The 12,039-nt window shown below is 54.3% G+C and carries 12 protein-coding genes and 2 other annotated features; of the genes, 7 read left to right on the plus strand and 5 right to left on the minus strand.

Annotation, left to right across the window (positions count from 1 at the left end; all coding sequences use genetic code 11):
- Positions 1-106 precede the first annotated feature (106 nt).
- Entirely contained in the window at positions 107-1,468 is a 1,362-nt protein-coding gene (locus tag KNP64_RS05930) for an amino acid permease (RefSeq protein ID WP_214792114.1), read from the minus strand.
- 195 nt (positions 1,469-1,663) lie between these two features.
- Positions 1,664-1,893, plus strand: a binding site (T-box leader).
- Between the two features lie 50 nt (positions 1,894-1,943).
- Positions 1,944-2,168: a binding site (T-box leader), on the plus strand.
- Between the two features lie 56 nt (positions 2,169-2,224).
- Here KNP64_RS05930 and trpD point away from each other — a divergent pair.
- From trpD to trpA, 5 genes are read left to right on the plus strand one after another with little or no spacing between them, the layout of a single operon-like run.
- Complete coding sequence (trpD, locus tag KNP64_RS05935) at positions 2,225-3,214, plus strand: anthranilate phosphoribosyltransferase (protein WP_214792116.1); 990 nt, start codon at positions 2,225-2,227, stop codon at positions 3,212-3,214.
- Positions 3,211-3,972 (plus strand): indole-3-glycerol phosphate synthase TrpC, encoded by a 762-nt coding sequence (gene trpC, locus KNP64_RS05940; RefSeq protein ID WP_214792118.1) that lies wholly within the window; start codon positions 3,211-3,213, stop codon positions 3,970-3,972. Before trpD ends, trpC begins: the two co-directional genes overlap by 4 nt.
- A complete protein-coding gene (locus KNP64_RS05945) occupies positions 3,948-4,523 on the plus strand; it encodes a phosphoribosylanthranilate isomerase (protein WP_214792119.1) in 576 nt (191 codons plus the stop codon). Before trpC ends, KNP64_RS05945 begins: the two co-directional genes overlap by 25 nt.
- On the plus strand, positions 4,505-5,686 hold the full coding sequence (gene trpB, locus KNP64_RS05950; RefSeq protein WP_214792121.1) for a tryptophan synthase subunit beta: 1,182 nt from the start codon (positions 4,505-4,507) through the stop codon (positions 5,684-5,686). Before KNP64_RS05945 ends, trpB begins: the two co-directional genes overlap by 19 nt.
- Positions 5,686-6,462: a tryptophan synthase subunit alpha gene (trpA, locus tag KNP64_RS05955; RefSeq protein WP_214792123.1), complete on the plus strand. Its 777-nt coding sequence runs from the start codon at positions 5,686-5,688 to the stop codon at positions 6,460-6,462. The genes trpB and trpA overlap by 1 nt, the downstream gene beginning before the upstream one ends.
- A 26-nt stretch (positions 6,463-6,488) precedes the next feature.
- Here trpA and KNP64_RS05960 read toward each other — a convergent pair whose 3' ends face one another.
- Together KNP64_RS05960 and KNP64_RS05965 are read right to left on the minus strand one after the other, a co-directional pair.
- Positions 6,489-6,932, minus strand: a complete 444-nt coding sequence (locus tag KNP64_RS05960) for an Hsp20/alpha crystallin family protein (protein WP_214792125.1) — start codon at positions 6,930-6,932, stop codon at positions 6,489-6,491.
- A gap of 114 nt (positions 6,933-7,046) precedes the next feature.
- Positions 7,047-8,543 (minus strand): potassium/proton antiporter, encoded by a 1,497-nt coding sequence (locus tag KNP64_RS05965; RefSeq protein ID WP_138858682.1) that lies wholly within the window; start codon positions 8,541-8,543, stop codon positions 7,047-7,049.
- Between the two features lie 155 nt (positions 8,544-8,698).
- On the opposite strand from KNP64_RS05965, the gene KNP64_RS05970 reads away from it, so the two are divergent.
- Positions 8,699-9,634: an ATP-grasp domain-containing protein gene (locus KNP64_RS05970; protein ID WP_138858683.1), complete on the plus strand. Its 936-nt coding sequence runs from the start codon at positions 8,699-8,701 to the stop codon at positions 9,632-9,634.
- A gap of 15 nt (positions 9,635-9,649) precedes the next feature.
- Here the strand turns inward: KNP64_RS05970 and KNP64_RS05975 are convergent, their stop codons facing one another.
- Positions 9,650-9,796 (minus strand): hypothetical protein, encoded by a 147-nt coding sequence (locus KNP64_RS05975; RefSeq protein WP_021066006.1) that lies wholly within the window; start codon positions 9,794-9,796, stop codon positions 9,650-9,652.
- A 77-nt stretch (positions 9,797-9,873) separates the two neighbouring features.
- Positions 9,874-10,647 (minus strand): hydrogen peroxide-dependent heme synthase, encoded by a 774-nt coding sequence (hemQ, locus tag KNP64_RS05980; protein ID WP_021066007.1) that lies wholly within the window; start codon positions 10,645-10,647, stop codon positions 9,874-9,876.
- Positions 10,648-10,986: 339 nt separating this feature from the next.
- Here hemQ and pta point away from each other — a divergent pair, with 339 nt between their 5' ends.
- Positions 10,987-11,976: a phosphate acetyltransferase gene (pta, locus tag KNP64_RS05985; RefSeq protein ID WP_214792127.1), complete on the plus strand. Its 990-nt coding sequence runs from the start codon at positions 10,987-10,989 to the stop codon at positions 11,974-11,976.
- Positions 11,977-12,039: the final 63 nt, after the last annotated feature.

Below are 12,039 nucleotides of genomic sequence, written 5' to 3' on the forward strand. Positions count from 1 at the left end.
TATGTCGACTTCTCGTCATAAAAAAACACTCCCCAATCAGATAAACAGATTTGTTATTTCATCTGTCTACTTATTGGGGAGCATATCATGCGGACAGGCGCTTGTTTCAGTTGGCTTGTTCGATGTCGTTTAATTGTTCGTTCGCTTTGCGGAAGTGCTCACGCACGAGATAGATGACGGTCAATCCGACCAACCACGGAATCCCGAACTTGAGCAGAATATTGAAGTCGGTGAACCATGTCGTGATCATGAGGCTGAGCAATAGTCCGGCACCGAGTAACGGCAAGAACGGGTAACCGATCATGCGGACCGGTAATTTGCGTCCTGTCCACTTTTTGCGGAAGAACAGGTGCGAGACGAATACCATGAACCATGTGAAGATGGCTCCGAACATCGAGATCCCCATGAGGAACGGATACGACGATTCCATGAACACTTGAAGCAGCGCCGCGAGAATGATTCCGCCTGTAGAGACGAGCAAGGCGGGCATTGGAATCCCGCTAGTGCTGACTTTTTTAAAGAGACGCGGAGCATCACCAGCTTCGGCGAGGGAATACATCATTCGCGTTGAAGCATAGAGCTGAGCGTTCATCGCTGACAACGCAGCGATCAAGATGACAAAGTTTAAAATGCCGGCTGCGCCAGGCACGTCGAACTGCTGCATGACGAGAACGAATGGGCTTTGATCAATCCCGGCTTGCTGCCAAGGGATGAGCATGAGCATGATGGCGATTGTGACGAGATAAAAGAACGTCAACCGGAATACCGTCGCACGTAGCGCTTTCGGGACGGCGCGGTCCGGGTCTTTCGCTTCGCCGGCCGTGACGGCGACGAGCTCGGTCCCGAGGAAACTGAAGAGGGAGATGAAAATCGTCACCCACATCCCGTAAAACCCGAAGGCGAAGAAACCTTCATCACCGGTCGTGATCGATTCGATTGGTGAACCGGGTTGACCGAACAGCGTGGCTGCCCCGAGCACGATGAAGAGGATGATGGCGGCCACTTTGATGAACGATAACCAGTATTCGGTCGTCCCGAACGTATGGACGTGCCGGGCGTTCACATAGATGAGTAAACCGCCGAATACGGCGACCCAGACGAATCCGTTCACGTCGGGGAACCAGTAGCGCATATAGATGGCGATCGCGCTCACTTCGACGCCGATGGCGAGGACGTTGGCGACCCAGTACGAGTAGCGGACCAAAAAGCCGGCGAGTGGATGGACATATCGCTCGGCGATCGTGCCGAATGAGCCTGAGGTCGGATGGGCGACCGTCATCTCGGCGAGACAGCCCATCAGTAAGAGGACGATGAACGCCCCGATGGCGTAACTGACGAGCACGCTCGGTCCTGCCGTTTGGATGGCGAGCCCGCTTCCGAGGAAGAGGCCCGTCCCGATGGCGCTACCGAGCGAAATCATCGTCAACTGCCGTGTGGACAGTTCACGTTTTAATTTGCTAGTTTCCAAAGTTGATTCTCCTTTAGTTGAGTGAAGTGTTGTTGGGGACGACTATAGCAGACAAAAAAATCGGGTGTCAACTCGCGAAATCGTAAAAAGCGGTATCGATTCGGCCGCACCTATAGAAGCAAAGTTTTTTTGTACGCTTTTGTTTGACAGGGAGTTTCCTGCCCTGTATAGTACGAGTTAACTTAACTGAAACGAATAAAGGCGTCGACGAAGAGAAGTAACGACGGTCCCCGTATGACAGAGAGCTGATGGTTGGTGTGAATCAGTATGCGGGACGTCGCGAATGGACTTCCGAGCTCTAAACCGAAACTTTTAGTAGGCTTTAGCGGGTCACCCACCGTTACCATGGGAAAGCGGATGATTGTCCGTGAAGTGGGTTCTACGGAACCAACGAAGGTGGCACCACGGGGTTACTCGTCCTTCTCATAGCGCAAGCTATGAGAAGGGCGGGTAACCCTTTTTCGTTTCAATACATCATAAATCAGTGATTGAGAAGAGTAGCGTGAACAAGTCTCGTCAAGAGAGCCGGGGGTGGTGGGATCCTGGCCGAGACACTTACGTGAATGGGCTCATGAGAGCATGGCTGAATCAAGTAGGTCATGACGGTTTCCTCCGTTATCGGGATACGATGTGATAGCATCGGAAAGTGGGATCAATCGATCCAACGAGAGGTGGCACCGCGGTCCATACCGTCCTCCATACGACAGACGTCGTATGGAGTTTTTTTATACCCAAAATGCTTGAGGAGGAACGGACATGTTAACACGACTATTGACGAACCCATTGACGACGAATGAAATGAAACGGGCGGCGGCCGAGCTGTTCCAAGCCGACGAAGCGCAAATCGCCGAGGTGTTACTCGCCATGAAAGCGCGCGGTGAGACGGCCGAGGAGATGGCCGGACTCGCTGATTACATCCGTGAGGCGGCAACGTTCCCCGAGACGGCGCTTCCTGTGCTCGACGTCTGTGGCACGGGCGGCGACGGGGCGAACACGTTCAATATCAGCTCGACGGTCGCGTTCGTCTTGGCGGGGCTCGATATCCCGGTCGCCAAACATGGGAATCGCAGCGTGTCGAGCCGGTCAGGCAGTGCCGACGTCCTCGAGTCATTGAATATCCCGATCGTCCAAAGTCATGAGGCGATGCTCGCCGACCTCGAGCGGACGAACTTGAGCTTCTTGTTCGCCCAACACATCCATCCGGTCATGAAGCACGTCATGCCGGTCCGAAAACGACTTGCCACGGCGACCATCTTCAATCAAATCGGCCCGTTGACGAACCCGCTCAAGCCAAAGCGGCAATTGATTGGCGTGTACCATCCATCGCTCATCGAGAAGATGGCGACGGCGATGCGCCACCTCGGCGTCGAGCGCGGCATGGTCGTCCATGGGGCAGGCGGGCTGGATGAAGCGAGTCTCGCCGGCAGAAACGACGTCTTGTTCTTCAACGGCGACAAAGTGGCCCGCTACACCGTCGACCCGCGCGACGTCGGATTGATGCGAGCGCCGTTGTCGGCCTTGCAAGGCGGGACACCGACTGAGAATGCCGAGACGCTCCTGGCCGTCTTGAACGGAGAGCAGGGACCGACGCGCGACGTCGTCTTATTGAACGCCGCACTCGCCCTCTGTACGTACGGGACGGTCCAGACGCTTCGCGAAGGCGTCGCCGTGGCAATGGCAAGCATCGACGAAGGGCACGCCATCCGCGTACTCAAACAATTACAACGAACGGAGGTTGGCGCATGAGCTACTTGACGAAAATCATCGGAACGAAAATCGAAGAGGTTAATCAAATGGAAGACATCGAGGTGGCGAAGACGACACCGATCTCGCTACAGCGATTGATGGGGGAAGGGTTTCATGTCATCGCGGAGATTAAACGGGCTTCTCCGTCGAAAGGGTTGATTCGCGGCGAAATGGACGTCGCGGAGCGAGCCCGGACGTATGAACGGGCGGGAGCGACAATGATTTCCGTCTTGACGGACGAGACGTATTTTCAAGGTTCGTTCGACGACTTGCGCGATGTCGCGGCCGCCGTTGAAATCCCGGTCCTCTGTAAAGATTTCATCATCGACGAACGGCAACTCGACCGGGCCAAAGCGGCCGGGGCGAGTGCAGCACTGTTAATCGTCGCGGCGCTTCATCCGAGCCGAATCCACGCCTTGAAGACGTATGCCCGATCAATCGGCCTCGACGTGCTCGTCGAAGTGCACGATGAGGCCGAGCTCCAGACGGCACTCGAACTCGGAGATGTGTTGATTGGCATCAATAATCGGAACTTGAAGACGTTCGAGGTATCGCTCGATACATCGGTCGATTTGATGACGAAGTATCCCGATGTCGCGTTCGTCAGCGAGAGCGGTGTCAGCACAGGAGAGGCGGCCCGTCGGTTACAGACAGCCGGGGCCCGGTCGATTCTCGTCGGAGAGGCGCTTATGCGACAGGACGACCCGACAGCCTTGATCGAGGAGTTGACGTCATGTTCGTTAAAATATGTGGACTGACGACCGAGGCCAGTGTCGTCACGGCGGTAGAGGCGGGAGCGGACGCCATCGGGTTCGTGTTTGCGGATAGCCCGCGCCAAATCGATATCGCGACAGCGCAGCGGTTGCGACGGTTGATTCCAAATGAAGTTCGGGTCGTCGGCGTGTTTCTCGACCCGACAGTTGAAGAAGTCGAAGCTGCCGTCGCTTGTGGTTTGACCGACATTCAACTGCACCGTCGGACGCGTCCGCTTGAAGCGTTCCGTCAGTTCGAGCTTCCGCTCATCGAAGCGGATCACCACCAGTCGGAGGCCGACATCATTTTACTCGACGCGCCGACACCGGGCAGTGGGCAGGCGCTCGATTGGGAGACGCTGGAACGTCCGGAGCGAACGTTTTGGCTCGCCGGTGGATTGACAGTCGACAATGTCGGCGCGGCGATTCGCGCCATGCGACCGGACGGCGTCGACGTCTCGAGCGGTGTGGAAACGAATGGACAGAAAGATCATGATAAAATTCGCGCGTTCATCGGACACGCCAAGGAGGAAACACGATGTATACACAACCAGTGAACGGAAAGTTCGGCCCCTATGGAGGGAAATATATACCGGAGACGCTCATGCAAGCGGTCGAAGAGCTCGAAGTGGCGTACGAGGAAGCGAAACAAGACCCTGAGTTCCAGGAACGCTTCAACGATCTCCTCAGTGAGTATGTAGGACGGGAAACGCCACTCTATTATGCGGAGAACATGAGTCGCCGTCTTGGGACGAACGTCTATTTAAAACGAGAAGATTTGAACCATACCGGTGCTCATAAAATCAACAACACAATCGGTCAGGCACTCCTCGCCAAACGAATGGGCAAACGAAAAGTCGTCGCCGAGACAGGGGCCGGGCAGCATGGTGTCGCCACGGCGACGGTATGTGCGCTCCTCAATCTCGAATGTACGATTTTCATGGGTGAGGTCGACGTCGAACGTCAAGAATTGAACGTGTTTCGGATGGAGCTACTCGGTGCGACCGTCGTTCCCGTCAAGTCGGGGAGCCGAACGCTGAAAGATGCCGTCAACGAGGCGCTCCGTTACTGGGTCAAACACGTCGATGACACGCATTACGTGATGGGGTCGGTGCTCGGACCGCACCCGTTCCCGACGATGGTCCGCGATTTCCAAAGCGTCATCGGGACGGAGACGCGTCGCCAAGTACTCGAGAAGACAGGTCGTCTCCCTGACGCGGTCGTCGCTTGTGTCGGTGGCGGGAGCAACGCGATGGGCATGTTCTACCCGTTCTTGAATGATGAAACGGTCGCCTTATACGGTGTCGAGGCAGCAGGGAGTGGCGTCGATACGGACAAGCATGCGGCGACGCTCACGAAAGGTGAGGTCGGGGTGCTCCACGGGTCGCTCATGTACGTCTTGCAAGACGCGGCCGGACAAATCCAGGAAGCACACTCGATCTCGGCCGGGCTCGATTATCCGGGTGTCGGACCAGAGCACAGCTTCTTAAAAGACATTGAGCGGGTTCGCTACGCGGCGGTAACGGACGAAGACGCACTTGCGGCCTGCATGACGCTCAGTCGCCAAGAAGGGATCATCCCGGCACTCGAGTCATCGCATGCGCTCGCCTATGCGGAAACGCTCGCCAAAACGATGGACGCGGATGACGTGCTCGTCATCTGTCTATCTGGTCGCGGGGATAAGGATGTTCATACGATTCGAGAAAGGGTGACACAATGATGCGATTAGATGAAGCGATTCGACAGCGGAGTGAAGGGACGGCGTTCGTCCCGTACATTATGGCCGGGGACGACGGTCTCGACAGCTTGATCCCGACGATCGAACGGTTGGAGGCGATGGGTGCGACGGCGATCGAGCTCGGTATCCCGTTTTCCGATCCGGTAGCGGACGGCCCCATCATTGAGGCAGCTGGAATGCGCGCCCTCGAACAAGGGGTGACGTTGACGGACGTGTTGGACCGTTTAATAGAAGGAACGGGTCGTTTTTCGGTCCCGATTGTCCTGATGACGTACTTGAATCCGGTGTTCCGGTTCGGGGTCGAGCGCTTCTTCGAGCGAGCGGCAGCGTCTGGAGTCAGCGGCGTCATCATTCCCGATTTGCCGTTTGAAGAGAGCCTCGATTTGTTCGCCGGCATCGATCGTCACGAGGTCGCGGTCGTACCGCTCGTCACGTTGACGAGCAGTCAGGCTCGCATCGACACGATTCTGGATCAGGCGGAAGGATTCGTCTATGCGGTGACGCTCAAAGGGACGACCGGGAAAACGGATGTGTTCCCGGAGGCGTTACTCGACCACTTGCGTTCGTTGACGGAGCGGTCACCGGTACCGGTGCTCGCCGGATTCGGTGTCCATCGCGCCGATCAGGTTCGGACGCTCGGGGCAGCCTGTGACGGGGTCGTCGTCGGTAGTTTTATCGTCGAGGCGCTCCACGCCGGACGTGAACAAGACGTGGCGGCGTTGATTGCATCGGCACGGACGGTCAGCGTAAAAAAATAAGGATCGTGCTTCGGCACGATCCTTGTTCATTCCTCGATTTCGATGGTGCGTGTGCTCGAGCCGTCATCGGCTTTCGGTACGGTCAAGTGGAGCACGCCGTCCGACAGTTTCGCTTTGATGGCGTCTTCTTTCACGTTCGGCAGATAGAGTGAACGTTGCATCGATGTGACGCGGCGTTCCCGATAGACGTAGTCCTTGTCTTCTTCCTTCTCTTCACGTTGATCGACCGAGAGGATGAGATAATCTTTGTCGTAGCGGATGTGGATGTTGTCTTTTTTGATGCCTGGCATCTCGGCCTCGATGACGTATTGGTCGTCCTGGTCCCGAACGTCGAGTTTGAACGAGTCGAGGAACGACGTCGCCCCGTCTTTCGGGTCGAACAGATGATTCATCCGATCAAAGACATCCCCAAACAAGTCTTTGCGCAATCGATCGAGTTCATTCTTCCGAAATGGCGTCAAATCGAACATACAAATTCCCCCTTCAAAAAAACGGACAGAGTAGAAGTGTTGTCACTTTTACTGTGTCCGTTTTTAGCTAGGGATAAACGTAATCGACGTGACAGTTTATTGAAGAAACGAGAGTCACAATTCGACGCGTTCTAACCCGTCCTCCCCGAATTTTCGGTCGAGTTGGTCGTGGCGATACGTCGAGGCGAGCACGTACAACAAGTCACCGGGTTCGATTTTTGTCTGTCCCGTCGGTGGGATGAGATAGTCTTGACGGACGATAGCATTCACGACCGTGTTCGGTGGCAAGGTGATATCAGCAAGCGTCTTGCCAATCATCGAGGATTCCTCGGTCGCTACGTAAGGGACGAGCTGATGCTGCGATTGCTTGCTCGAGACGAGTGCGATCGTATAGGGCGATCGAATTTTATCCGGTCCGAGCAAATCGAGTTTCGCCGCAAGCGGTGTTAATGTCGTTCCTTGAATCAAGGCACTCGTCACGACGACGAAGAAGACGGCGTTGAAAATCAATTGGGCGTTGTCGATGCCTGCGATGAGCGGGAACGTAGCGAGGACAATCGGCACGGCGCCTTTCAGTCCGGCCCACGAGATAAACAGTTTTTCTTTGTGGGTAAACTGCATCTTGATTGTCGATAAATAGACGGCAATCGGCCGGGCGATGAACATCAGGATGAATGAAATCAATAACCCTTTCCAGATGAGCTCGGGGTCAAGCAACTGTCTCGGGAAGACGAGCAGACCGAGGATGACGAACATGATGATTTGCATGATCCAGGCCAAAGCCTCAGAGAATTGAACGATTGTCACTTCATGGGCCGTGTGCGCATTCCCAACAATCATCGCGGCGAGATAGACGGCAAGTAGTCCGCTACCGGCAAAGTAAGCAGCGACCCCATACGTCATAAAGGCCATCGAAATCATGAGGACAGCATGCAGACCACTCGACTCGAGACGCAAATGGTTGAGCATGAGTCGGGACAAGTTTCCGAGCATGTAACCGACGAACGCGCCGACAATGATTTGCAGGATGAACATCCAAATACCGTCCCAAATCGTCGTGTCGGGTTTTAACATGAAGTCGAGGGCGAGAATCGTCAAGAACATCGCCATCGGGTCATTCGTGCCGGACTCTGCTTCGAGTGTCGAACCAACTTTCGGTGAGATATTCTTTCCTTTGAAGGCGGCGAAAACAGCAGCCGCGTCAGTAGAGCCGATAATGGCGCCAAATAGGAAGGATTCCACCCAGTCGAAGCCAAATACGAAACGAACGGCCACAGCGATGAGTCCGGTCGTCAACAGCACACCAATCGTGGCGAGTGAAGCGGACGGGGCGAGCACGCTCCGGATCGACGACCATTTCGTCTGTAAGCCACCTTCGAACAAGATGACGACGAGGGCCGCGACCCCAATCATTTGGGCGAGATTGGTGTCATCGAAGAAAATCAGCCCGGTGATATCGCTGCCCATCAGCATGCCGATGCCCATAAACAAAATCAGGGCAGGTAAGCCGAAACGCGTCGATACGCGTGTGGCTAACACGCCGGCGACAAGGAGCAGACCAAATAAAAGAATCAAAAAATCGGTACTCAAAATCGGTGCGGTCAAACACATCACTTCCTTCTTCACGTTAATAGTCGCATTGTATTATTAAGTTCATTATACCATGAAATGGTTATGAAGTAAGAATCAACGCACTGTCGATTATGCAGATTGGAATAATCGGATATGGATATGGTAAAGTAAGGACAATCAAAAGGGGGATTCACATGGCCAAAATTCACGTACTCCACGAAAACAACGAATGGACGGACCATCTCGTCCGACGACTCGAGGAATTATCACTTCCATATGAGCTGTGGCATCTCGATCAAGGCATCATCGACATCGCGGCCGAGCCGCCAGAGGGCGTCTTCTATAACCGGATGAGTGCCTCGTCGCACACACGGGGGCACCGGTACGCGCCGGAGTTGACAGAAGGTGTGCTCGCTTGGCTCGAGGCGAACGGACGGACCGTCTTCAACGGCACACGCGCGATTCGGCTCGAAGTGAGCAAGGTCAATCAGTATACGGCGCTCCGCCAAGAGGGAATTCGGGTGCCGAAGACGATTGCGGCCGTCGGGAAAGCCCAAATCATCGAGGCGGCCGAGAAGCTCGGGATGACGCCGTTCATCACGAAACACAACCGGGCCGGTAAAGGGCTCGGGGTTCAGTTGTTTCATTCCGTTGATGCGTTGAAGGCATACGTGAACGGACCGACGTTCGAGGAATCGATTGACGGGATTACGCTCATCCAACAATATATCGAGGCACCAAAACCGTTCATCACACGCTGTGAGTTCATCGGGGGCAAGTTCGTTTACGCGGTACGAGTCGATACGTCAGACGGCTTCGAACTCTGCCCGGCCGACGCCTGCTCGATTGAAGACCAGTTTTGCCCGGTCGGCGAGACGCCACCGGCGAAGTTCGAGATCGTCTCTGGTTTCGACGACCCGATTATCAAGCAGCTAGAGGCGTTTCTGAAGAACAATCACATTGCCGTTGCTGGAATTGAAATCATCGAAGACGAGGATGGAAACGTGTACGCGTATGACGTCAACACGAACACGAACTACAACTCGGACGCCGAAGCGAAAGCAGGGCAGTACGGTATGCTCGAACTCGCGACATTCCTCGGGGACGCCTTGACGGTCACGACTAAATAAAGACAGAAGAAAGGGTCAGGCTTTTGCCTGACCCTTTCGCTGTGTATGTTGTAATTGCTGTTCAAATCGAAGTTGGACTAGTTCTGCCGTCGGTGCCATTCGTTCGATGAACGAATCTAAACGTTTCGCCGTGTCTCGATCTGATTCCTTGAACACGCGCATCGTTGTTCACCTCATTGATCATTGTTATGTTGCTTCTACAACAATGATTCCCGAGGGCATGATAGCGTAAACCTCGATTACCCGAGGAATGTGCCGAGTTCTTCTTTTGGAAGGATGTTCCCGACATAAAAGTCGCCGAACTCGCCATATTTGGCACTGACTTCATCAAAACGCATCTCATAGACGATCTTTTTGAATTGGAGCGAGTCTTCCGCAAACAAGGTGACGCCCCACTCCCAACCGTCAAAACCGGTCGAACCGCCGATGAACTGTTGAATCTTGCCGGCGTAGCTGCGGCCGATCATGCTGTGGCGATACATGAGGTCTTTGCGCTCATCCATCGACAACGTGTACCAGTTGTCCCCGTCGCGACGAGCCTTGCTCATCGGGTAGAAGCAGATGTGGGCCGCTTTCGGGAGTGTCGGATAGAGGCGGGCCCGAATGTGAGGGTTCTCGTACGGGTCACCGTCTCCTGAACCACGGTACATGCCGAGTTCGATGACAGACACGTATGAATAGCTTGGAATCATGTAATCGTACAATTTCGTCTTCCGAAGAGCGAGTTCGACTTGCTCGAGCTCTTTGAACGTCGGACGAAGGACCATCAAGACGACGTCCGCCTTTTGACCAAGGATCGAGTAAAAGGCATGGCTTCCTTCACCGCGTGTCTCGACCTCTTCGAGTGAGCCGAGGAAGGCGACGAACTCGTCAATCATTTCTTGACGGGCGGTTGGGTCGACTGCTTTTAAACGAGTCCAATCGATGGAGCGGAAATCATGGAGCGTATACCAACCGTCTAACGTGGCGGCTGCGTGTTGCGTTTCGGTTGTCGGTGCTGGACGTTCTGACATTAAAAAAAACTCCTTTCGAGACTAGGCTTCGCTGACTATTTTACCATACACGTTTGACCGTCTGGCAAATTTGACGCCGCCGTGAGGATAGTCACACTCCGGGCGGGGTAAAGAGATAGGGAGCAAGATTTTTGAAAACGGCTTCACGATGGGCTGTATCAGTCGGAAATGGTAAACTGTTCTATTCATATAATGATTGATTTCAAGCGATTTATGACGAAATGGGCAGAATAGTTTATTTTAAAAATCGTACTGTGTATAATAAAACTCGCATATGGACGAGAGCGTCCGAGAGAGAAAAAATCCGATTTCTTCTAATCGAAAAGGAGTTCATTCACTATGAAACTATTTGACACGTTGAAACAAAAAGTCAGCCCGATTCGCCCGACCATCGTCTTCCCAGAAGGGATCGATGAGCGCGTCCTCGGTGCCGCTGTCCGTTTGAAAAATGATGGCATGGTTGAACCGATCGTCATCGGACCAAAAGCTGAACTCGAAGCGGTCGCTTCGAAGCACGGCTTTGACATCTCAGGTTTGACGCAATACGACCCAGCGACGTACGAAGACATCGATACACTCGTCGAATCGTTCGTTGAGCGCCGCAAAGGTAAAGCGACACCGGAACAGGCACGTGAATTGTTGTCGTCAGACGTGAACTACTTCGGTACGATGCTCGTCCACACGGGTAAAGCAGAAGGTCTCGTCTCAGGCGCGATGCACGCGACAGCCGACACGGTTCGTCCGGCCCTTCAAATCATCAAGATGCAACCGGGCATCAAAAAGACGTCAGGCGTCTTCATCATGGTACGCGACGACGAGCAGTACGTCTTCTCGGACTGCGCCATCAACATCGCACCGGATGCGGCTGACCTCGCCGAGAACGCCTACTTGTCAGCGTTGACAGCGAAGACGTTCGGCATCGAGCCGCAAGTCGCGCTCCTCAGCTTCTCGACAAAAGGATCAGCGAAGTCGCCAGAGACAGAAAAAGTCATCGAAGCGACACGTCTCGCCAAAGAGAAGGCGCCAAACCTTCCAATCGACGGCGAACTTCAATTCGATGCGGCGTTCGTACCGAGCGTGGCGGCGAAGAAAGCACCAGGCTCTGAAGTAGCCGGAAATGCGAACGTCTTCGTCTTCCCAAGCCTCGAAGCCGGAAACATCGGCTACAAGATGGTTCAACGTTTCGGCGGATTCGAAGCGATCGGACCAATCCTTCAAGGTCTCAACAAGCCGGTCAACGACTTGTCGCGTGGCTGTAACGAAGAGGACGTCTATAAATTGACGCTCATCACAGCGGCACAAGCGATCGACGAGCGTAACGAAGCGTAAGTCGCAAGCATCCTTCCTGAGCGGAGGATGCTTTTTTTGTATGCCCATTGTAAACTATTGGAA

It is taken from the genome of Exiguobacterium sp. s64 (assembly GCF_018618035.1).
Lineage (GTDB): Bacteria > Bacillota > Bacilli > Exiguobacteriales > Exiguobacteriaceae > Exiguobacterium > Exiguobacterium mexicanum_A.

Excerpts from the sequence above, each read along its gene's own strand:
- trpD (WP_214792116.1), top strand. The coding sequence starts at position 2,225 with ATGTTAACACGACTATTGACGAACCCATTGACGACGAATGAAATGAAA.
- trpC (WP_214792118.1), top strand. The coding sequence starts at position 3,211 with ATGAGCTACTTGACGAAAATCATCGGAACGAAAATCGAAGAGGTTAAT.
- KNP64_RS05945 (WP_214792119.1), top strand. The coding sequence starts at position 3,948 with ATGTTCGTTAAAATATGTGGACTGACGACCGAGGCCAGTGTCGTCACG.
- trpB (WP_214792121.1), top strand. The coding sequence starts at position 4,505 with ATGTATACACAACCAGTGAACGGAAAGTTCGGCCCCTATGGAGGGAAA.
- trpA (WP_214792123.1), top strand. The coding sequence starts at position 5,686 with ATGCGATTAGATGAAGCGATTCGACAGCGGAGTGAAGGGACGGCGTTC.
- KNP64_RS05960 (WP_214792125.1), bottom strand. The coding sequence starts at position 6,932 with ATGTTCGATTTGACGCCATTTCGGAAGAATGAACTCGATCGATTGCGC.
- KNP64_RS05965 (WP_138858682.1), bottom strand. The coding sequence starts at position 8,543 with ATGTGTTTGACCGCACCGATTTTGAGTACCGATTTTTTGATTCTTTTA.
- KNP64_RS05970 (WP_138858683.1), top strand. The coding sequence starts at position 8,699 with ATGGCCAAAATTCACGTACTCCACGAAAACAACGAATGGACGGACCAT.
- KNP64_RS05975 (WP_021066006.1), bottom strand. The coding sequence starts at position 9,796 with ATGCGCGTGTTCAAGGAATCAGATCGAGACACGGCGAAACGTTTAGAT.
- hemQ (WP_021066007.1), bottom strand. The coding sequence starts at position 10,647 with ATGTCAGAACGTCCAGCACCGACAACCGAAACGCAACACGCAGCCGCC.
- pta (WP_214792127.1), top strand. The coding sequence starts at position 10,987 with ATGAAACTATTTGACACGTTGAAACAAAAAGTCAGCCCGATTCGCCCG.